This window comes from Kitasatospora sp. NPDC058032, from assembly GCF_042885845.1.
Classification (GTDB): Bacteria; Actinomycetota; Actinomycetes; order Streptomycetales; family Streptomycetaceae; genus Kitasatospora.
The window spans coordinates 652,712-674,384 of sequence record NZ_JBHVRK010000001.1 but is presented as its reverse complement, the minus strand read 5'-3'; the positions used below and the strand labels follow the sequence as shown (position 1 = coordinate 674,384).

Below are 21,673 nucleotides of genomic sequence, written 5' to 3'. Positions count from 1 at the left end.
GGCTCCCAGTAGACGACTGGGTTGATAGGCCGGATATGGAAGCCCTGTGAGGGGTGGAGTTGACCGGTACTAATAGGCCGAGGGCTTGTCCTCAGTTGCTCGCGTCCACTGTGTTGTTCTGAAACAACGACCCCCGCCATGGTGTGCGGGCGGTGACAGTTTCATAGTGTTTCGGTGGTCATAGCGTGAGGGAAACGCCCGGTTACATTCCGAACCCGGAAGCTAAGCCTCACAGCGCCGATGGTACTGCAGGGGGGACCCTGTGGGAGAGTAGGACGCCGCCGAACAAATTTTGAGAAGAACCCCCGCCGGTTATCCGGCGGGGGTTCTTTGCGTTTCCCGCCGACGTGTCGTCACGACATGCCGAGCGAGATCATATGTGATTCTTGTCATGCGGGAGAGGGCAGAACCGTTTCGGCGTGGGGGGTGGGGCCCAGTTAGCATGTGAACACCCTCCTAGCTCGAAAGATGGACTTGTGACTGTCAACGACGACGTGTTCACGGACTGGAAGAACCGCGAGGAGATCGCGGAGTCGATGATCCCGATCATCGGCCGACTGCACCGGGAGCGGGACGTCACCGTCCTGCTGTACAGCCGTTCCCTGGTGAACAAGTCGGTGGTCAGCATCCTGAAGACCCACCGGTTCGCCCGCCAGATCGCCGGCGAGGAGCTCTCGGTCACCGAGACGCTGCCCTTCCTGCAGGCGCTGACCACCCTGGATCTCGGTCCTTCCCAGATCGACCTCGGCATGCTCGCCGCCACCTACCGCGCGGACAGCCGCGGTCTCTCGGTGGAGCAGTTCACCGCCGAGGCCGTCGCCGGTGCCACCGGTGCCAACAAGATCGAGCGCCGCGAGTCGCCGCGTGACGTGGTCCTCTACGGTTTCGGCCGGATCGGCCGCCTGGTGGCCCGTCTGCTGATCGAGAAGGCGGGTTCCGGCAACGGCCTGCGTCTGCGGGCCATCGTCGTCCGTGGCGGCGGCGACCAGGACATCGTGAAGCGCGCCTCGCTGCTGCGTCGCGACTCCATCCACGGGCAGTTCCAGGGCACGATCACCGTCGACGAGGCGAACAGCACGATCGTCGCCAACGGCACCGAGATCAAGGTGATCTACGCCAACGACCCGTCCGAGGTCGACTACACGGCGTACGGCATCCGGGACGCCATCCTGATCGACAACACCGGCAAGTGGCGGGACCGCGAGGGTCTCTCGAACCACCTCCGTCCGGGCATCGAGAAGGTCGTCCTGACGGCCCCGGGCAAGGGCGACGTGCCCAACATCGTGCACGGTGTCAACCACGACACCATCAAGCCGGACGAGCAGATCCTCTCCTGCGCCTCCTGCACCACCAACGCGATCGTCCCGCCGCTGAAGGCGATGGAGGACGAGTACGGCGTGCTGCGCGGCCACGTGGAGACCGTCCACTCGTTCACCAACGACCAGAACCTCCTGGACAACTACCACAAGGCCGACCGTCGTGGCCGCTCGGCACCGCTGAACATGGTGATCACCGAGACCGGTGCCGCCTCGGCCGTCGCCAAGGCGCTGCCGGACCTCAAGGCGAAGATCACCGGCAGCTCGATCCGCGTGCCGGTGCCGGACGTCTCGATCGCCATCCTGAACCTCCAGCTGGCCCGCGAGACCACCCGCGAGGAGGTCCTCGACTACCTCCGCAACGTGTCGCTGACCTCGTCGCTGAAGCGCCAGATCGACTTCACCACCGCCCCCGACGCGGTGTCGAACGACTTCATCGGCTCGCGCCACGCCTCGATCGTCGACGCCGGCGCCACCAAGGTCGAGGGCGACAACGCGATCCTCTACCTGTGGTACGACAACGAGTTCGGCTACTCCTGCCAGGTGATCCGGGTCGTCCAGCACGTCTCGGGCGTCGAGTACCCGACGTACCCGTCCCCGGCGGTCTGATCCGTAGGACGCACAGCGCGCCACGCGTGACGCACATCGCCTGTGGGGCGGCAACCGACCGGTTGCCGCCCCACAGGCGATGTGCGTGTTGTGAACACGGACACCCTGACCCGAACCTTGAATGGTCGGTGCCGCGTACTACTGTGGCGCGATGACATCGCCCGAGTGGGGCGAATTGCACGTTCGGGAAGGAAGCATGACAGAGAGCGACGAACCGGTCACCCTGATGCTTGCCGGAATGGCCCGCCTTGCGGGCGTCGGGCGAGCTGCGGTCAGTAACTGGCGCCGCCGCTATGCGGACTTTCCTGCGCCTGTTGGTGGCACGGACGCGAGTCCGCTGTTCTCACTGGACGATGTCGAGGAGTGGCTGCGGCTGCACGGAAAGATCGATGAGTCGGCCGGTGGTTGGGAGCGGCTGTGGACCAGGATCGAGGACCTCGGCGACAAGGACCGGATGGGGCGGGTCGTAGCTGAGGCGGGGCTGCGGATGGCCGCTGCCGCCACGGGGGACGGATGCGCCGATGTCCTGCTGGGGGACGTCGAGCGGGACCTGGTGAACGAGGCGTTGCGGCTGGCCCAGAGAGATGGCGGTCGCACCGGGTTCCGTGTGCTTCTGGACCGTTGGTTGTCCGCCCATGTGCGTCAGGTGACCACAACGCCGCCCTTGTTGGCTGATGTCATGACAGACCTTGCTGCCGAACTGCGTGATGGTGCCGAGGTCCGGCATGTGGTGGACCCGGCATGTGGGATCGGCAACCTGATCGTCTCTGCGGCGAATCGGTGGGGAGCGCCGGGCGGACTGGTTGTGACGGCCGTGGACTCAGATCCGGTGTCGGCCCAACTGAGCAGGGCCAGACTCGTCCTGGAACAATCAACTGTTCAGAGCACGGTTCTGACGGCGGACACGCTGCGCGACGATCCTCCCCTCGCCACACGGGCCGATGTGGTGCTGTGCAACCCGCCGGCGAATGAGAGGGATTGGGGCCACGCGGAACTGGCCACTGACCGCCGCTGGCAGCACGGCCAGCCGCCTCGGACGGAGTCTGAACTCGCGTGGATCCAGCATGTGCTCTCCGTGTTGGGTGAAGGAGGTGTGGCGGTCGTCCTGGTGCCGCCGGCCGTGGCGTCCCGAAGGGCCGGCCGTCGGATCAGGGCGGCACTGCTGAGGGCGGGTGTGGTGCGGGGCGTGATCGCATTGCCGACCGGTGCCGCTCCTCCCTATGGAGTGGGGCTGCATCTCTGGTTGCTGTGTTCTCCAGAGCCAAGGCGTGTTGGAGCCCCGGTGCTCTTCGTCGACGCGGCAGACTGTCGGACCACGTCGTCTGGCGGCCGCGGCGCGGGCATCGACTGGGACTCGGTGCGCGGTCGTGCCCTATCCGCGCTTCGAGGTGCTGCCGTCGAACGCACGGCCGTGGTGCCCCTGGTCGATCTGATCGGGGACGAGACGAACCTGACGCCCGCTCGACACGTGCCGGCCGAGGCGGCTGCCACTGCCGTTGATCTCGGAAGGGGGTGGGCGAGTCTGGACAGGGCACTCCTGGACCTCAGAGACAGCGGTGCTGCCTTCCGTCGGCTGAGCGTGGCGGCCGCGTCCGAGGAGCCTCTGAACGTGAGCTTGGCGGAGCTCGAACAGAGCGGCGCGATCGTCCTTTCGAGCGGGGCGGCCGTCCAGGTGGAGCTCCTACGCCGGGGACCCGAGCTTGAGCGTGCCGTCGAGGTGGTGACGGCCGTGACGTCGGCGGAACTGCCGGGGGAACCGCTGTGGGTGGACGCCGCGACTGTTCAAGAGCTCGAGCGGTCGGGTGAGGTTGTGCTGACGGGGTTCGGTGACGTCGTGGTCGTCGGAACGGCCTTCGGCTTTGACGCGTGGGTGGAGACCGGGACTCCTCGTGTCCTCGGTCAGCACCTGCACCGGGTGCGGGTCGATGATGCTCTCCTCGACCCGTTCTTTCTTGCCGCCTGCCTGAGGGTGCGAGCGAACGCTCGGAGGGCAGGCACACATGCCTCGACCGCCTCGCGCATCGATGTCAGACGACTTCGGGTTCTGCGGCTTCCACTGGAAGAACAACGCCGGTTGGGCGAGCTGCACAGGAAGCTGGTGAGGTTCGAACGAGCCGCGGAGGAAGTGGGCTTGGTCGGAGGGCAGCTAGGAGGAATTCTCGCCGGGCTGCTGGCCGGAGGGCAGCTGCAGAGGCCCTGAGCGTCGGCCTCGGCGGGTGTTCAGGCCGGAGGCAGTTGACGGAGGAGCCTGGCCACGGTGTCGACGTGTCCATGCTCCGCCAGGTAGTCACCGACCTCACGGCACCGGGCGACCAACCGGGGTGGTGCGGTACTGCCGAGCGTGATGACTGCCTCCGTTGCCCAAGACCAGAGTTGCAGAGCCTCGTCGTCCCTGCGTTCCTCGCACAGGCACTCGGCTGCTCCGAGTCGGGCCTCGATCAGGAACTCGCGGTGGGGGGAACCCGCCTCGGCGGCCTCCAGTTGCCGCGAGACCCGTCGGTAGTGGGAACCCGCGGTGACCCAGTCCCCGCTGATCCTCAACGCTTCGGCGTGGATGAGTCGTCCGGCCACGACGTCGTGGTCCGCCTCCGACCACTTCCGGCCGGCCTTGAGGAGGAGCAGGGCCAGGTGCTCGATGCCGGGGCCGGGCTCCCCCCTCGACACCTCTGCGGAGGCCCGGTCGAGGAGATCGCGCAGATCGGCGCGGGTCGGGCCGCCCGGGTCGGGCCGTTGGACCCTTGGCCGGGTTGTGCGCCGGACCCGGTCGGCCGGTGGCGGGACGAAGGCCCCGCCAGTGCGGAACGGCAGGGTGGGGTCGGGTCGGCAGGACGGGGCGGGCGCCGGGTCGTCTTTCTTGGGGACCAGTACCTCGAACACGGCCTCGACCTGTGCCACGGAGGGCCTGGCCGACGGGTCCTTGGCCAGCATCCGTGCGGTGATCCGGACTACCTCGGCGGGCAGCCCGTCGGCGAACTCGGACACGAGCGGAGCGGGCGTCTCGCAGTGGTGGCGCTCGATGACGTAGGTTCCCGTGCCCGGGAACACCTGGCGGCCAGTGACCAGCCGGAACAGGGTGCAGCCCAGCCCGTAGACGTCGGCGGCCGGTGTCGGGTTGCGTTCGCCGAGGATGATCTCCGGCGCCTTGTAGCCGATGCTTCCCGGCGTCACCCCTTCGGTGTGGCGGGTCGCCTGCGGGTCGCCGGGCAGGGCGATGCCGAAGTCGACGAGGTAGACGGTTCCGTCCTTGGCAATCAGGATGTTGTGCGGCTTGACGTCGCGGTGGACCACCTCGCACGAGTGCACCCGTGCGAGTACGCGCAGCAGCTGAACCGCGATGGAGGCGATCACGGTCAGGGAGGGGCGGTTGGTGAGCAGGAACTCGCGGAGATCGCTTCCCTCGATGAAGTCGGTGACCAGATAGGGGTCTGAGCCGGTCAATCGATACGCGATCAGCTTCGGTACCCCCTGACCACCCAGCAGCGCGTACATCTCGCATTCCCGCTGGAAGCGCTTGAGCTCGCTGTCGGTCGGCTTGCGGCGGGTCTGCCGACCGGCGTCCTCGTCCAGCGGCGCGAGGAACTTGACCGCGACGGTGGCGCCGGTGTCGTGGTCCTTGGCCCGATGGACCGAGCCCATGCCGCCCTGGCGCGGCGGGCCGGTGATCTCGAACCTGCCGTCCAATACCCGCGCTGCTCCGCCGGATGCCCCGATCCTCGGCTCCACGCCGAACCCCTCTGCCTCGTGCGCTGTCGCGTTCCGACGCGGGCTCGCACCCGCGTCGCGGGACAGGCTACTGGAAGCGATCCGCACCTACGCAAGCGACATTGACTCCGTTCACAAGTTAAGTCAGTCTTCTGCTGTCGGGTGACTGCGCATCACGAGAGGTGGGGCTGTGTCGTTTTGGGAGAACCCTCCAGGAGTAGCCGGAGATCCGGGCCTCGCACGCCTCGGGCTTCCGCTGCTCCGGGACGCCCCCGATGCCTGCCCGGCCCAGCGGGCCCTGCACGCGCGGGTGCTGCTCGGGGAGGCGCCGCCGTTGCCCAGGACCTTTGCCCAGGTGCCGGACTTCTCGTTCTCGCCCTGGTCGATCCTGGTGGACGCCGATGAGTTCCGGGGCGGCGCCGAACTCGATCCGAACAGCCGCGACGGCAGGCAGTACGCGTCCTGCCTGCCGGCTCACCGGGCTTGGGCGCGGCAGGTCGCGGCGACCTATCGGGCGGCCTACGAGCGAGAGCAGCGCCGCCGCGGCCCGGAGACGTGCCCGCCCGTGCTGCCGGTGCGACCGCAGTGGGTGGTGTTCCGCGACGGGGCCGGACTGGATGGCCGCGGCGTCGACCAGTACGAGCTCACGGCGTGGGGTCGGCAGTACGCCTCGGTCGACGGCTCCGTCCGTGAACTGTGGATTCCGTCTCTCCGGGCGGTGACGGAGCGTACGCTTCCCGAGCTCGTGGCTGCGGCGTGGGTCCTTGCGTTCGGCAGCCCGGCGGACACCAGCTCCTACTACGCACGGTGGAAGCGCCTTCAGCCGGCCCCGCCACTGCCGAGCCGCGTGCGGGTGCTGGGCGTGGGCCTGGCCGACGGCACCGTGAGCGTTTTGCGCGACCGGGCCACCGGTGTCGGCGCGGACTGGAGCCCGGACGAACTCCCGGACCTCTTCTCGGTGCACGTCGGTCCGCGTATCGCCGCGGCGCTGGACGGTCGGACGCGCCAGCCGAACCAGGACTGCGTGAAGTGCAAGCTGCTGAAGGAATGCCCCAGCGTGCTGCGGGCCTCCGGACTGCTCGGGGTCAGCGCACCCGCTGTCCCGCGCAAGCGGCGCACGGTGTCGGTGACGGACCTGCGAGCCCATCGGGACTGCCCGGCCCGCTACTACCTGACGCGCGTGCTCAAACTGCGCGACGGGAGCCGTGAGAGCGTGGAGATCCGCCGGGGCCGGGCGGTGGACGCCTGGCTGAACGAACGGCATGCGGACCAGCACCGGGTGCCGTGCCGTCAGGTGCCGCTGCCCACCGTTCTGCCGGGCTTGGACGAGCACGAGATGGGTGCGGCACGCGAGCTGATCCGGCGGCATCGTGGCCACTGCCCGTTCGACCGTATCGACGCGGACGAGCGGTGCGTGCCGCAGAAGAGGCTGACCGTGTACGACGAGAAGGCCGATGTCGTCGTCGTCGCGGACTGCGACCTCCTGCACACCGAGCGCGGCGGTGTGGTGCTGCGTGAGACCAAGACCTCGGCGAGTTCCTACCGTGGGCGCCAGGAGATGCTCGCACGCCACCCCCAGCTCGCGCTCGCCGTCCTCCTGATGGCTTCCGGCGCCCTGGGAGGAGATCCGCGACGGTCGCGGGTCGAGCTCGAACTCCTCCGGCTGAAGGACGACTACGAGGAGGAGTTCAGTCCTGCGGACCCGGACACCGTGGCGAAGGCCCGGACGGTACTGGAGTCCTACACGGAGGCCTGGGCAGCCGACACCAGCTACCCGGAGGCGCCGCGTCCCGGCTACGACTGCCGGGACTGCGAGGCACTCCGCTGGTGCGCCACCGGTCGCGCCCGTGCCGAGGCGACCGGCGATGAGTGATCGCGTCGCCGCTACCGGCCTGCCGGACTCCGTTGTGTCGTGGGCCGCCTACGACGGGGTGCCGCTGCTGCACACGCTGGCCCGGGCCATGCGCGAGTTGGAGGCGCTGGACGGCCTGGACCGCTTCACCCTGCCCTACCCGGACGCCGCCCAGCATGCCCTGGACCGTACGGCGGTCGTTTGCTTGCTGCGCGGGGAACGCCCGCCCGCGTCGCTCGCCGAACTGGTGGACCGCTGCCGGAGTATCGCGCTGGAGGACTGGCCGCTGCGCCTGCCGCCGGACGCGGTCGGACCGGGTGACTACCTGTTGGACGAGTTCTCGGGCCGCCCCACCGAACTCTGCCATGAGTGGGTCGACCGTGGTCCCGATCCGGCGGTGAGGCACCGCGACCGTCAGGTGATCAGTACCGCGCTGACCCTCTGTCAGCGGTACGGAGAGGAGCAGGCCTACAGCGCGTTCCGCGGTCTGCTCGTCCGGGAGCCGGTACTGACCGCCTCCGGCATGTTCGCGGTACTCGGGAACATGGTCCTGGAGCCGGTCCACGACCTGCTCCGGATCGTCTACCGGCCGGTGCCCGACGCCTATCTGCGCGGCGGGGCGTACCGGGCCTGCGGGCGCTGCCTGACCCTGTTGGTGCCGGTGGGACGGGACGAGTGGTGGTGCGAACGGGACCGCTGCCGAGGGCTGGGGGCGCCGCCACCCGGGCAGGTCTTCGACGCCGGGGACGCGGGCGCGGTCCTGCAACTGGAACGTTCCCTCCGGCAGTTCGTCACCGGGCCCGGCCGGGCCGAGGTCGAGCTGGAGGAGGAGCTGCGCGCGCTCGGCCTCGACATCGTCATGTGGCCCGGCTATGACGCCTACGACCTGCTGATCACCTTCCCGGACGGATGGCGCTGGGCGGTGGACGTGAAGGACCGGGCCCATCCGTACTTTCTCGGCCGGGAGGCCCGGCCGGTGCGGCCCGACCCGCCCTACGACGAGGTGTTCTGGGTGGTGCCGCGGCACCGCGTCGAGGCCCGGCCCGGATACCTGGCCGCCTTCAAGCGTGGACGCCCGGCGAGCGCCGCCGAACTGGAACTGCTGACCGACACCGATCTGGTCGCGCGTGCCTCGTGGCGGCTTCGTACGTCGAAGGGAGCATCCGGTGCGTGACCGGAACAGCTGGCACCGCCCGGTCAGCCGGGAGCTGTCGAGGATCTGGGACAGCTTGCCGGGCGTGCCCGACGGGGTGACGCCGGCCCATCTGTGCCAGGTCGAGCTCGGCCTTCGGGTACTGGAGCGCCTGGCGCCGGAAGAAGCCGCCGAGGGAGCGTACACGCTCTTCGGAGGCTACCCGTTCGCGCGAACGGCCGGCTTCGCTGCCACTGCCTCGGACGAGGCCCTGTTGGTCGTGGCCAGGCATCTGCTGTGGACGCTGCGGCGCGGCCACGCCTGGCGCCAGGCACTGGAGGTCTACCGGCAGGTGCCTGCGGAGGTGTGCGCGTACGCTCTGCCGCCGACGGGCGCGGCTGAACCGCCGCGACCGCGCGTACCGGCCCTGGCCCCGGACCGGATCGGCCGCTACGACGACACGCTGTCACGGCTGCCCGACTTCGTGCGGCGCCCGTTGACGCTCGCGCCCGGGGGACGCAGCACCTTCCGGGAGCAGCGACGGGCGGCTTCCGTCGACATCCCGGAGGAGTTGGTGTTCGAGCGTCCGCTCGGGCACGACCTCGTCGCCGGCCGGACGGGCGGGGCTGCGCCGCTCGCCGTGAGCCGGGACGAGCTGATCGAGGTCGCTCGCTGGATGGACCGGACCGAGCGGGACGAGAAGGTGGACCGCCCGGGTCACTGGGAGCGGCGGACCTCCGAGCTGACCATCGCGCTGCGCGACCAGGATGGTGGCGGCTTCACCGACCGTGATGAGCTGCGCTTGGACGGACTGCTTCACATGGTGGGCATGGTCGGCGCGGGCAAGAGCACCTTGATGACCGTCGTCGCGGTCTGGGCGGCCAGGCTTCCCGCGCCGCTGCGGACGACGATCGTGGTCGGTGACGCAGCCGAGCAACTGCGTCTCTGCAAGGTGTTCGCCGCTCTCGGGGTGCCGGCGGTGCCATTGCTGGGCTCCAGCACCCGGGAGACCCATGTGCAGCGGCTGCACCGCCGGTTGGCGTCCCGCGGCTACGACAACCTGTTGGATCACGAGGACCGGGCCTTCGACGAGCTGAGCACCGTCTGTGTGGTGAGCGGCCTGCGTGGGACGGAGAGCGAGGAGCCGCTGCGCTATGCGGACGCGCCGTGCACGGCGCTCCTCCCTGACCGGAAGACCGTGGCGGAGCCCGACGAAGGCGACCTCCTGGCGGCGTTGCGGGACCCCGTACCGGCCCCGCCCGCTCGGCCGGAACCCGGCGACGAGCCGCTCGGCACCCTCCAGGGCTGCCCGGTGTGGGCGGAGTGTCCGCGCCACGGCGCCGCCCGTGCGCAGGTCGACGCGCTGGTATGGGTGGCGAACCCGGCGAGCCTGGTGCAGAGTCCGGTGGCCTCGCACCTCAATGACGAACGCCTGCGGCAGCTGGAGTTGGCATGTCTGCGCAGCGACATCATCTTCGTGGACGAGGCCGACAGCGTGCAGATGAAGTTCGACCAGATCTTCGCTCCGTCGGCGACCCTGGTCCAGCCCGACCTGGAGTCCTGGCTCGACCGCCTGCACACCCACAAGATCGAGGAGCTCTGCCGGAAGGCTCGACTGCCATTGACCGACCGGCAGGTGCAGCAGTGGAACACCGCCCTGGGGGGCGTGACCCTGGCCGTCGACCCGCTGTGCCGGCAGTTGATCACCGAGCCGGACACCCGGGAGTGGGTGGACATCGACTACTTCAGCCCTTGGACGCTTCAACAGAAGCTTCTGGACGAGTGGTTCGACACCGGTGCTCAGGACGCCCAGGCCGACGAGACGGACCTCTACGAGGGTTACGACGATGTGGACGACGCGGAGGCGGAGGCCGGCGCCCCGGGAGCCCCCGTCGATCCGCGTCGCGCCGAGCTGACCGCGATTCTCGATGCCTTCCGCGATGATCCGTTCGGCGACCGCGGGACGTATGGAACGCTCACCGACGCCCTGGTCGACACCGTCCAGGACCTGCTGCACAACCTCCTCCTGGGCCGCAGCCGAGCCCGGCTGCGCGCGACGGTGGGCCGGCTCCTCGTCCACACGCCCGGCGGGGCCTCGCCGGCCGATCGGGACGAGGACTGGTGGGACACCACCTGCCGGCGGGTGGGATTCATGCTGTTGCTGAGCGCGTTGCACCAGCGCCTGGACCGGCTCACCACCTTGTGGCCGCAGGTGGAAGCGGCGCTCCGGCTGGACACGCAGGGCAAGGAGCTCGCCCGTCGGGCCCCGTTGGACTACGCCCCGGTGATCCCCGAGGCCCCGATGGGCAACGTCCTGGGCTTCCAGTACCTCCCGGACGACCAGGAACGGGACCGGAACGGACTCTCGGGTGGGACGCTGCGGTTCTTCCGGTGCACCGGCGTCGGACGCGAGCTGCTGCTCCGGCTCCACGAGTTCGGCGCCGACCCGGCCGATGGCCGACCCGGGCCGCACGTGGTGCTGATGTCCGGCACCAGCTGGGCGGGCGAGTCGACTCGAGCCCATGTTCTCGCCCCGGTGGGCGCGGTTCTCAAGCCGTCGCCGGAGTCGTTGGAGGCGGTGGCGGAAACGACGTTCAGCACCCACTTCCTGTACGACGACAAGGGGGCGCCCATGAGCCTCTCCGGTACGAGACCGAAGGACCGCCTGGCCCAGGCACGTGCGATGGCCGCCGGGCTGGGCCGCGGCGTCGCCGGTATGGCCAGCCCGTTGGACCAGGAGCTGATCCGGGTGCCCGACGACCACCGCAAGCGGGCCTTGTTGCTCGTCGGAAGCTATCGCGAGGCGTACGCGGTCGCTGACACGCTCGACGCTGAGGAGCGCTGGCAGGGGCGGGTACGGGTCCTGATGGCCGACGACGCGGACGCCGGTGTCGCGCTGCACGGCACGGGGCTTCTCAAGGAGGGGGCGTCCGTGCTGCGGCGGGGCGATCTGGAGCTCTTCGCCGATGACGACGACGCGGAGGTCCTGGTGGCTCCGCTGCTGGCGGTCGAGCGCGGCCACAACATCCTCAACGCCCAGCGGAAGGCCGCCTTCGGCACCACGCTGTTCCTTGTCCGCCCGCACCCGAGGCCGGACGACCTCGCGCTCTCGATCTTCGCGATCAACGACTGGATCAGCCGTTTCGTCCGGGACCACCCGCGCGGCGACGATCGGCGCGGCCCGGCGACCTTCTCCGAACTCGTGGCCGAGGCGTCCTCGCTCGCCGAGGCGGGACAGCTGTTGCGCCACGAGGGCCGCCAGGAATGGCGGCGCCTGCTCTCGCGCCGCTACGTGTACTCGTATCTGCCGGCCTGGGAGAAGCGCGCCTTCGCGTGGGACCAGCTGGTGACGATGTGGCAGGTGATCGGACGACTGGTCCGAGGGGGCGTGCCTGCCCGGGTGGTGTTCGTCGACGCGGCGTTCGCCCCGCGGCTGGCCCGGGCGTTGTCGCCCGGGGCCGGGGCACCGGAGGCCGTGCCTGGGCCCGACGGACTGCTCAAGGCCCTGGGCGCCGTCCTCGCCCCGTACCTCACCGGATTGTCAGCCGTCGACCCGGCCGACGCCGAGTTGGCCCGGCTGCTCTACCAGCCCTTCTACAACGCCATGTGCCGGCTCTCCCACCACTGAGGCACCTCCCCCCGAAAGGAAACGGACCATGCCGGTCAACTACCGTACGGTGCACACCGCCGCGTGGGTGCCGCGAGACACCGACTCCTCCCACCGCCTCCGCTATCGGGCCCTGCCCTTCCCCGAGGAATGGCGCGAAGCGATTCTCGCACTGTGCAACGCGGGCCGCGGCCCCGAGGCCGAACCGTGGCGCACGGTGCCGACGCGCAGGCTGGAACAGGTCCTGCAGGCGTACGCGCCCGATGTCCTGGTCATGCCGCGGCCCTTCCACGAGCGCGCTGAGGGCGCGCCCGCCCGCTGGCTGTACGCGCTGGAGGACTCCCCGGACCCGTTGCCCGGACCCGTCCTGACCGCGCTGGTCGACCGATGGCTGGGAGAGCTGCGCCCGGAGCCGGAGTACCGCGAGATGCTCCGGGACGTCCGCACCGAGCTGCGCGCCCACCCACCGACCTGGGAGCCGGTGACGCGCGAGCTCCTGCCGCAGAAGACCAGCCCCGGGGGCACGGCGGCCGCCGAGGCCTACCAGTACACCCTGTCCACGGACTGGCTGGCCCGGCGCATCCTGGCCCTCGGCCCCTACCCGTACGAGGGAGGTCGGCTCGAGTTCCGGGCGATGCCGCGAGGCCCGCGCGACAAGGGCGCCGAGCTCGTCTCCCAGCCGCTTCCGTACGAGCCGGAGCCCGGCAAGGGGCAGTGGTGGTTCTCGGTGGTACTGAACATCACCCTGCAGACGGTGCCGTTCGACCCCCTGCCGCGGTTCCACCTGCACTGGTCGATCCGGCGCTGGGCCACCCGGACGGCGCAGACGACCGGCCGGCTGTGGATTCCGGGCGGCTCGAACACCACGGTCCTCCTTCGTCCGGCCGTTCCGGTGCTGCCCGGGGTGCCGTTGAGCGAGCGGTTCGCCGTCGCGCACCTCGCGCGGGTCTACGACCGCGAGCGAGCGACGTTCGCGGACGGGTGGGCCTACGGGGGGCCCGCGCGTCTGCTGGAGGGACTCGCCATCTCCGAGCCCTTCCCGGATCCCGACCTCTTGCTGACCGACCCGGAAGGCTGGTTGACCCGCGATGCGCGCGCGGCGATCGTCTACCGCAACGGGATGGGGCGCCACGAGGTCAAGACGGGCCTCATGCCCCACCAGTGCTCCCAGCTGACCGAGTGGGCGGCGGCGGCTCTCCCGGAGGGGTTGCGGGTCGCCCGCCCGCTGAACCTGACCGCGCTGGCCGGGCCGAAGCCGCTCAACGCCCCACCCGCGTCGGTGCGCAAGACAGGGAAGGAAGCGGAGGAGGCACGTCGCTGCGATGAGCGGCGGGCGGCGGTCGCCTACGCCGTCGCCGCGTTGGGAGAGCCGGCCGAGAGCGAGCGTCCGGTGCTGGAGGCGAGGCTCCTGTGGCAGTCGGCGGACCTTCGGGAGGCGGCACTGACAGCCCTCGCCGTGCGACTGGGGCTGAAGGGCGACGGTGGCTCGTTCAGCGAGACCGAGTACGAGGCGGCCGCCCCCGGCAACGCGGTGGTCCACGAGTGGCGGGCGCCGGAGCTGATCGTGCGGGTCCGCTGCCTGCGCCCCGTGATCCGGACCGACGAGCGCAACGGGATCTCCCTCACTGCCGACCTGGACCTGTCGGACGGCGGACGGCACAGTCGTGACGCGGTCGACCAAGCGATCCGGGCGCGTCGGCAGCAGACGGCCGAGTGGCTGGCGGCAGACCGCACGAGCGAGACGGTGGGACTGGCCCTGGTCGAAATTCCGCGACCGGAGGACTTCGCCCGCGACCGCGATCCGAAGTTCGCACTGCGCCTCGGGTGCGCGAAGGCGGGCTTCGTCAGCCAGTTCATCGCCACACCGCAGAAGGTCAAGGGCTACAACTCGGTGACGAACATGCCACACCGTGCCCTGATGGCCTGGGACGACGGACTGCGGCAACTGGGTGCGAGGGTGAATCCCGAGCACGGGTTGACCGAAGGGGTGCCGGCGGGGATGCGGTGGGCGGCGGTGTGGATGGTGCGCAAGAACCGTTCGTCGAAGACCAGGTGGCCGGCGTACATTCCGGTGGGCGTGCTCGTCACGCCGGACGCCGCCGGTAGTGGCCTTGCCAAGGTGCAGGGATGGGACCAGAAGGCTGACGACGGGGCCGGGGCCTGGGTGCCGTACCCGACGATGCTGATCACTCTGACGCGTGACGCGGAGATCTCTCCGGGCGTCCCGCAGCAGCGCGCTGAGGGTGATGCCAACACCGCGAAGAAGGTGAGCTGGCGCGCCAACCGCGAGGAGCAACGGCGGGAAGCGGAGGCCTGGATGCAGAAGATCCGTGCTTCGCTGCGACGGGAGCCGACCGTGCTCCTGGCCGACGCCGCCAATGCCCGGTCGCACTGGACGTGGATGCAGGACCGCCTCACCGAGCCGGACCGCATCCGCGACGGAGACGCCCCGGCCCGACCGCTCCACCCGGACCTGCGGTTGCTGCGGGTGCGGACCGGCAGCGGGCGTGAGACCCCGCAGTGGTGGGGCGTCAATCCGGGCAATGGTCCGAACGGCATCGCTGCCCACCTGTGGGTCCCGGAGGGTTCGCCTTCGGGTCGGATCTTCTACAGCACTACGCCGAAGCCTGTGCAGTTCCAGAGTTCCGCCGTGCAGGCCGACAAGCTGGCCCCCCGTCCGTTGACCCAGGGGAAGCGCAAGGGCGAGGCGACGATCGACATCGGGGTCCCGGGCTGGATGCCGGCGCTGGTGGAGCTCGCCATCCTCGGCTGCCAGCCGGAGGACGGAGACGACCCCGAGGCACTGGCCCTGGCGGCTCACCTGCTGCGTCAGCCGCCCGACTACCCGCAGGCGCTGGCGCACCCGTTGCCGCTGCACCTGGCGGGACTGGGGCAGGAGTACGTGCTGCCGACGAAGGCGGAGGCCGACTCCTTGAGGGAGGAGGCCGAGACGGCGCCGGACCCGCTGGACGGGGGGCGGGACGGAGCGGCCGATCCGGATCCGGCGCTGCAGGCGGCGGCCGGACTGGAGGACGAGCCGGAGATGGAGGAAGCCGGACAGCTGGCGCTGTTCGACAGCTAGTGCCGCATCAGGCAACGTTCGCCCTGGTGACGACTGCGCGTAGACGTTCGTCGGCGGCGTGCTTGTTCCGCCAGATGATGTATCGGCGGATCATGCTGCCCTGTTCCTCGTGGCTGGGGTGGTCGGTGCCGTCGAGGGCGAAGTAGCGCAGGGCGGTGAACTGGGCCTCGATCCGGTTGAGCCAGGAGCTGTTGGTCGGGGTGTAGGCGATCTCCACGTTGTTCGCCGCCGCCCATGTCCCGACCCGCTGACAGCGTTTCGTCGTCAGGTGCGGCGAGTAGTTGTCACAGACGATCGCAATACGGACTGCGGCCGGGTGCAGCGAGCGCAGGTAGCGACAGAACTCCAGGAACTTCGACCTGTTCTTCGTCTTCTTGATGTGCCCGTAGAGCTGGTCCTTGGCGAGGTCGTAGGCGGCGAACAGGTGCCGGACGCCGTGCGGTCGGGTGTAGGTCGCCCGCCGCCTCGGCCGCGGCTCGCGGTCGGGGTCCTTGTGGCGGCCGCCGGGCTCGGCCCACTGCCGGCCAGGGTGAGGCTGGAGGTTGAGCGGCCCGAACTCGTGAAGGCAGAAGACGACTTCGGGCTCGCCCTCTTCTGGTATGACGTCGCCGTCGGCGATCGCATAGAGGTGCTCGACCCTGGCCTTCTTCGTGGCGTAGTCGGGATCACGGGAGGCCTTCCACGTCTTCACGCGTTGAAACGAGACGCCCTCCTCGCGGAGCAGGACCCGAAGGCCCGCGTGGCTGATGTCGTCGACCACCCCCTCGGCGACCAGGAAGTCGGCCAGCTTGGCCAGGCTCCAGGTCGAGAACGGCAGGCCGTGCTCGGCCAGCTTGGACTTGGCGATCTTCTTGATCTCCCGGCGCTCGGGCAGGGTGAACGTCCTCGGTCGTCCGCCCCGGTATTTCGGGTAGAGCGACTCGAAGCCGTCGGCATTGAAGTTGTGGATCACGTCCCGGACCCGGTCAGCGCTGGTGAACGTCACCTCGGCGATCCTCGCCACGGGCATGCGCTGGGCGGACAGCAGCACCATTTGGGCCCGGCGTCAGGTCACCACCGACCCGGTGCCCCGGCGGACGATCCGCAGCAACCGTCTGCCCTCGTCGTCATCAATCTCACGGACCTGCACGCGTTCAGCCACGTGATCATTCTGACCACCCGGTGCCGCCCGGCGCAGCAACCGGACGACACATCAACGGGGCGAACGTTGCCTGATGCGGCACTAGCGCGCCGGGCGCAGCCCGGTTCTACCGGTCTGCGCCCGGGGATGTTGGAGGAGTGTTCACGTCCGCTTGACCTGCTGCTTCACCAGGACGGACGAGATGGCGAGGAGGTGGAGTCCGGGACCCGGATGCTGGATTAATGGTCTATACCAATGGGGTACTGTGGCCCGTGGAGCTGTCAGAAACACGGCTGTGGGGGCCATATGACTGTTCAACATGTATCTCCTGTTTCCTTGTTGTCCTCTTCCTCTTCCGAATCTCCTGAACAACCGCCGCACCTGCCGCAACCGCCGACCGACCAGGAGTTGTACTGGTACTTCGGCCCGCAGCGCAGGTGGGTGCTCGTCGCCAGTTCGGCGGCGTTCGTGTTCACCGCCGCGACGATGCTGACGTTCGCGCTGCGGACGCCGGCGCTGTGGGTGTTCCTGGCCGTGCTCGCGCTCAACGTCGTCGCGCTGGCGCTGTCGTCCGTGAACAGCCTGCGCCAGCGGCGGCTCACCCGGCAGTCCCACGAGGTGCTGGTGCACGCGTGGGCGCCGGAGGAACTGCCGACCGTCGACCTGTACCTGCCGACCTGCGGTGAGCCGCTGGACGTCCTGGAGAACGCCTACCGGGCGGTCGCCCGGGTGGACTGGCCGGGCGCGCTGACGGTGTGGGTGCTCGACGACGCCGACCGGGCCGAGGTCGCCGAACTGGCCGCCGCGCACGGCTACCGGTACGTGGTGCGGCCCGACCGCGGGCACCTCAAGAAGGCCGGCAATCTCAACCACGCGCTCACCCTGAGCAGCGCCGAGCTCATCGCCATCCTCGACGCCGACTTCGCGCCGCGGCCGGACTTCCTGCGCCACCTCGTCCCGTACTTCGCGGACCCGCGGATCGGCATCGTGCAGAGCCCGCAGTGCTTCGACACCGACGAGACGATGAGCTGGATCGAGCGCGCCGCCGGTGCCGCGCAGGAATGGTTCTTCCGCTGGATCCAGCCCTCCCGCGACGCCAGCGACGCGGCCATCTGCTGCGGCAGCAACGCCGTCTACCGGCGGGCCGCGATCGACGAGGCCGGCGGCTTCGCGCGGCTCGACCACAGCGAGGACCTCTTCACCGGCCTCGGCCTGTACGCCAAGGGGTACCGCACGCTGTACGTCCCGGTGCTGGTCGCCAAGGGCACCTCGCCGGACAACCTCGCCTCGTACGTCAACCAGCAGTACCGCTGGGCGATGGGCAACCTGCACCTGCTCGGCTCGCCCGAGCTCAAGCGGATCGGCGCGCCCTGGCGGATGCGGCTCTGCTTCTACGAGGGCATCGTCGGCTACCTGGCCGCCGCCGTGAACATCTTCGTCGCGCCGCTGCCGCCGCTGGTGATGATGTTCTTCTACCCGGACCAGATCCGGCCCTGGCACGTGCTGCCGATGCTCGCGCCGCTCTGGCTCTGGCACGTGCTGCTGCCCAGGGTCAGCCGGACCCGCTGGCGGATCGAGGTGATCCGCTCCAACGTGCTGATGAGCGTCGCCGCCGGTGTCGCGTTCTGGCACACGCTGCGCGGACGCAGCGCCGCCTGGGTGCCGACCGGCGCGGCGGGAGCGGCCGGCGCCGCCGGTGCCGCCGGTGGGCAGGCCCCGGCCGCGGGCGGCAAGCCCCGGTCCGGCGGGATGGCCCGCAAGGTGGTCCTGCTCTCGCTCGGCTGGCTCTGCGCCTCGCTCGGCGCCGGCGCCCTCGGTCTCGCCCTGGCCGTCGCCGGGTACGGCTGGGCTCCCAACTGGGGCCTCGGCCTCTACCTCGTGGTGCAGGCCCAGATCGGCCTGCCGCTGATCCGCGATCTCCTCGGCGAGCTGCGCGGCGGCGCCCGCCGTGACGCCGCCGCCGACGGGCCGAAGGCGTCCCGGATCGGCATGCTGCCCCGTCGGTGGCCCGAGGGCCTGGCGGCCACCGCCGCCCTCGTGCTCACCGCTCTGCTCGCGTCCGGCTGGGTCCGCCCGATGCTGCCCTGGCTGGGTTGAAAGGTCGTCGCCTTCCATGCCGTCGTCACCGATACCGTCACCGTCACCGTCACCGATACCGACACCGTCACTGTCACCGTCGGGCACCGACCCGGGCACCGACCCGGGTACCGACCCGGCCGTCCCCGAGCTGCGGCCGGACGCCTTCACCATCCCCGGCCGGCGTGCCGGCGCCGTCTCCCGGGGTTCCGATGCCCCGGGCCCGGCGCCCCGCCGGGCCGGCTTCCGCCCCGACATCGAGGGCCTGCGCGCGGTCGCCGTGCTCGCCGTGCTCGCGTTCCACGCGGCCGTCCCCGGCCTGGCCGGCGGCTTCGTCGGCGTGGACGTCTTCCTCGTCGTCTCCGGCTACCTGATCACCGGCCTGCTGCTGCGCGAGGCCACCACCACCGGCCGGATCCGGCTCGGCGAGTTCTTCTCCCGCCGGGCCCGCCGGCTGCTGCCCTCGGCGGCGATCGTGCTCGGCGCGGTGGCCCTGTTCGGCGCCTGGCTGACCGTGCCACTGCGCCGCGCGGACCTGGAGTACGACGTGCTGGCGGCGGCGTTGTCCGTCGGCAACTGGCGCTTCGTCGCGCAGCAGACCGACTACCTGGCCGCCGGACGGGACGAGAGCCCGCTGCTGCACTTCTGGTCGCTGGCCGTCGAGGAGCAGTTCTACCTGGTCTGGGGCCCGCTGCTGGCGCTGACCGCCTACCTGGTGCTGCGGGTCGTGCGGCGTGGCCGGGCGGACGGGCGCGGGCGGGCGGTGCGGCCGGTCGCGGCCGGGCTCGCCGCCGTGCTGACGGCCGGGTCCTTCGCGCTCTCGCTGCGCTGGACGCACGACTCCGTCTCGCTCGCCTACCTCGGCACGCCCTCCCGGGTGTGGCAGTTCGGGGTCGGCGCGCTGCTCGCCCTGCTGCCCTGGCACCTGCTGAGCGGCCCGCGCGTGCTGCGCGTGCTGGTCGGCTGGGGCGGGGCGGCGGCCGTCGTCGGGTGCGTGCTGGCGTACGACAACACGACCCCGTACCCGGGCTGGGCGGCGCTCGTCCCGACCCTCGGCACGGCCGCCGTGATCCTGGCCGGCACACCCGGGCGGGACGGGGCCGCGGCGCCCGGGTTCGGGGTGGACCGGGTGCTCGGCCTGCGCGTGCCGCGGGCGATCGGCCGGCTCTCCTACAACCTGTACCTGTGGCACTGGCCGGTGCTCGTGCTCGTCGGCGCGAAGTTCGGCCCGCTGGACTGGCCGGTGAAGGTGGCGCTCACGGCCGCCGCCGCGCTGCCCGCCGCGGCCGTGCTGCGCTGGGTCGAGCGGCCGCTGCGGCACAGCCGGACGGTCTCCGAACTCCCGCGCCGCGGCCTCTCGTTGGGCCTCGCCTCGGTGGTCATCCCGGTGGTACTGGCGCTGGTGGTCGGCTCGGGCACGCTGCGGCTGCTCGGCCCGGCCGCGCCGGTCGACCTGCAGGGCCTGCCGCCCGGCTCGGCGGACGGCACCTCGCTGCTGGTGCGCACCGCGGCGCAGACCAGGAGTCCCGCGGTGGTGCCGGACGCCGTCCAGGCCCGCAAGGACTTCCCGCCGGACGGCGAGTGCGAGGTCGCACCGACCGCCGTCACCAGCCCCGACTGCCGCTTCGGCGTGATCGGCAGCCCGGACCGGATGGTGCTGCTCGGCGACTCGCACGCCGGCCAGTGGTTCTCCGCACTGCTCGCCCTCGCCGCCGAACGGCGGTGGGAGCTGGAGGAGTTGGTGAAGCAGGGCTGCCCGCTGCCGGAACTCTCGGTGGTCAACCCGCAGTTGGGCCGCACCTACCGCGAGTGCGACACCTGGCGGGCGAACGCGCTGACCCGGTTGACGGAGGGGCCCAAGCCCCGCCTGATCGTGGTCTCCACCCTCAACCGGTACACCGACGACCGCGAGCTGCTGCTCCAGGGCTGGGAGCGGACCCTCTCCCCGCTGCGTGAACTCGGCGTTCCGATCGTCTACGTGAGGGACACCCCGATCCCGGGGACGGACGTGCCGGCCTGCGTGTCCGGCCACACCGACGATCCGTCCGCCTGCGAGTTCCCGCGCGACAAGGCGCTGTGGGCGGACCCGCTCGCCGACGAGATCGCGGCCGGCCGGATGCCGGGCGTGCGCAGCGTGTCGGTGAACGACGTCATCTGCCCCGGCAACGGCCGCAGTTGCCCGGCGGTGCTGGAGCGCATCCTGCTCTACCGGGACGACGCGCACCTCACCAACGTGGCCGCCGTGGTGCTCACGCCGCGCCTGGAGCGGCTGTTGACGGAGTCCGGCGCCCTGCCGCCGAAGGCCGCGTCCGCCGTGCCGCCGCCGGCCGCCGCGCCGCCGGTCACCGCGGACGGCTGGACGCAGCTGCTGCGCGACGACTTCGACGGCCCGGCCGGCAGCCGCCCGTCCGAGGCCGACTGGCAGTACGACCTGGGCACCTGCTACCCGGGCTGCCCGGCGCCGCAGTGGGGGACGGGCGAGATCGAGACCATGACGGACTCGACCGCGAACGTCCGGCTGGACGGCCGCGGCGCCCTGGAGATCGTGCCCACCCGGGACGCCGACGGGCGCTGGTCGTCCGGGCGGATCGAGTCGCGCCGCGCCGACTTCGCCCCGCCGCCCGGCGGTGTGCTGCGGATCGAGGCCGGGATCGCCCTGCCCGACGTGACCGGCCCGGCCGCGGCCGGTTACTGGCCCGCCTTCTGGACCCTGGGCGGCGAGCTGCGCAACGGTTACACGGGCTGGCCGGCCGTCGGCGAGCTGGACGTCATGGAGCAGGTCAACGGCCGGGACGCGGTGTTCGGCACGATGCACTGCGGCGTCCTCGACGGCGGCCCCTGCCAGGAGCCGCGCGGTCTGGGCTCCGGGGACCAGCCCTGCGGCGCCGAGTGCCGCACCGGCTTCCACCGCTACGCGGTCGAGGTCGATCTGCGGCCGGGCGCCGAGCAGGTCCGCTGGTACCTGGACGGCCGGGAGCACCACCGGGTCGCCGCCGCGCAGATGGACCGGGCGACCTGGGACCGGGCGGTCGGCCGCGGGCTGTTCCTGATCCTCAACGTCGCCGTCGGCGGCAACCTGCCCGGCGCGTTCGGCGGCGCCGTCACCCCGGCCACCGAACCCGGGCACCCGATGCGCGTCGACTACGTCTCCGTCGCCACGAAGCCGTAGCCGGGGCC

At 70.8% G+C, this 21,673-nt stretch carries 10 protein-coding genes and 2 rRNA genes; 10 read left to right on the top strand and 2 right to left on the bottom strand.

Features of this window, described 5'->3' with window-relative positions; genetic code table 11:
* The 4 genes from ACFVUH_RS02925 to ACFVUH_RS02910 form a co-directional block, all read left to right on the top strand.
* Nucleotides 1–93 (top strand): 23S ribosomal RNA (locus tag ACFVUH_RS02925); the annotation flags it as partial.
* A 77-nt stretch (nucleotides 94–170) separates the two neighbouring features.
* Nucleotides 171–287 (top strand): 5S ribosomal RNA (gene rrf / locus ACFVUH_RS02920).
* Nucleotides 288–476: 189 nt separating this feature from the next.
* Complete coding sequence (locus tag ACFVUH_RS02915; protein ID WP_387910739.1) at nucleotides 477–1,925, top strand: glyceraldehyde-3-phosphate dehydrogenase; 1,449 nt, start codon at nucleotides 477–479, stop codon at nucleotides 1,923–1,925.
* 196 nt (nucleotides 1,926–2,121) lie between these two features.
* Nucleotides 2,122–4,125, top strand: coding sequence for an N-6 DNA methylase (locus tag ACFVUH_RS02910; RefSeq protein WP_387910737.1), 2,004 nt, complete (start codon nucleotides 2,122–2,124; stop codon nucleotides 4,123–4,125).
* 20 nt (nucleotides 4,126–4,145) lie between these two features.
* On the opposite strand, the gene ACFVUH_RS02905 is transcribed toward ACFVUH_RS02910, so the two are convergent.
* A complete protein-coding gene (locus ACFVUH_RS02905; protein ID WP_387910736.1) occupies nucleotides 4,146–5,735 on the bottom strand; it encodes a protein kinase in 1,590 nt (529 codons plus the stop codon).
* A gap of 247 nt (nucleotides 5,736–5,982) precedes the next feature.
* Here ACFVUH_RS02905 and ACFVUH_RS02900 point away from each other — a divergent pair, with 247 nt between their 5' ends.
* Genes ACFVUH_RS02900 through ACFVUH_RS02885 form a run of 4 tightly spaced genes read left to right on the top strand, consistent with a single transcriptional unit; the run spans nucleotide 5,983 to nucleotide 15,300 of the window.
* Complete coding sequence (locus ACFVUH_RS02900) at nucleotides 5,983–7,500, top strand: PD-(D/E)XK nuclease family protein (RefSeq protein ID WP_387910734.1); 1,518 nt, start codon at nucleotides 5,983–5,985, stop codon at nucleotides 7,498–7,500.
* Entirely contained in the window at nucleotides 7,493–8,653 is a 1,161-nt protein-coding gene (locus ACFVUH_RS02895; RefSeq protein ID WP_387910732.1) for a hypothetical protein, read from the top strand. The genes ACFVUH_RS02900 and ACFVUH_RS02895 overlap by 8 nt, the downstream gene beginning before the upstream one ends.
* Nucleotides 8,646–12,239, top strand: coding sequence for a hypothetical protein (locus ACFVUH_RS02890; protein WP_387910731.1), 3,594 nt, complete (start codon nucleotides 8,646–8,648; stop codon nucleotides 12,237–12,239). Before ACFVUH_RS02895 ends, ACFVUH_RS02890 begins: the two co-directional genes overlap by 8 nt.
* A gap of 28 nt (nucleotides 12,240–12,267) precedes the next feature.
* Nucleotides 12,268–15,300, top strand: a complete 3,033-nt coding sequence (locus ACFVUH_RS02885; protein ID WP_387910729.1) for a pPIWI_RE module domain-containing protein — start codon at nucleotides 12,268–12,270, stop codon at nucleotides 15,298–15,300.
* A gap of 7 nt (nucleotides 15,301–15,307) precedes the next feature.
* Here ACFVUH_RS02885 and ACFVUH_RS02880 read toward each other — a convergent pair whose 3' ends face one another.
* Entirely contained in the window at nucleotides 15,308–16,333 is a 1,026-nt protein-coding gene (locus ACFVUH_RS02880) for an IS630 family transposase (RefSeq protein ID WP_387910728.1), read from the bottom strand.
* Nucleotides 16,334–16,801: 468 nt separating this feature from the next.
* Here ACFVUH_RS02880 and ACFVUH_RS02875 point away from each other — a divergent pair, with 468 nt between their 5' ends.
* Both ACFVUH_RS02875 and ACFVUH_RS02870 read left to right on the top strand, forming a co-directional pair.
* Nucleotides 16,802–18,517, top strand: coding sequence for a glycosyltransferase family 2 protein (locus ACFVUH_RS02875; RefSeq protein ID WP_387910774.1), 1,716 nt, complete (start codon nucleotides 16,802–16,804; stop codon nucleotides 18,515–18,517).
* A 16-nt stretch (nucleotides 18,518–18,533) separates the two neighbouring features.
* Entirely contained in the window at nucleotides 18,534–21,665 is a 3,132-nt protein-coding gene (locus ACFVUH_RS02870) for an acyltransferase family protein (RefSeq protein ID WP_387910727.1), read from the top strand.
* Nucleotides 21,666–21,673: the final 8 nt, after the last annotated feature.

What these genes read in the sequence shown, in the direction of transcription:
- ACFVUH_RS02910 (WP_387910737.1), top strand. Translation starts at nt 2,122, where the DNA reads ATGACAGAGAGCGACGAACCGGTCACCCTGATGCTTGCCGGAATGGCC.
- ACFVUH_RS02885 (WP_387910729.1), top strand. Translation starts at nt 12,268, where the DNA reads ATGCCGGTCAACTACCGTACGGTGCACACCGCCGCGTGGGTGCCGCGA.
- ACFVUH_RS02895 (WP_387910732.1), top strand. Translation starts at nt 7,493, where the DNA reads ATGAGTGATCGCGTCGCCGCTACCGGCCTGCCGGACTCCGTTGTGTCG.
- ACFVUH_RS02870 (WP_387910727.1), top strand. Translation starts at nt 18,534, where the DNA reads ATGCCGTCGTCACCGATACCGTCACCGTCACCGTCACCGATACCGACA.
- ACFVUH_RS02880 (WP_387910728.1), bottom strand. Translation starts at nt 16,333, where the DNA reads ATGGTGCTGCTGTCCGCCCAGCGCATGCCCGTGGCGAGGATCGCCGAG.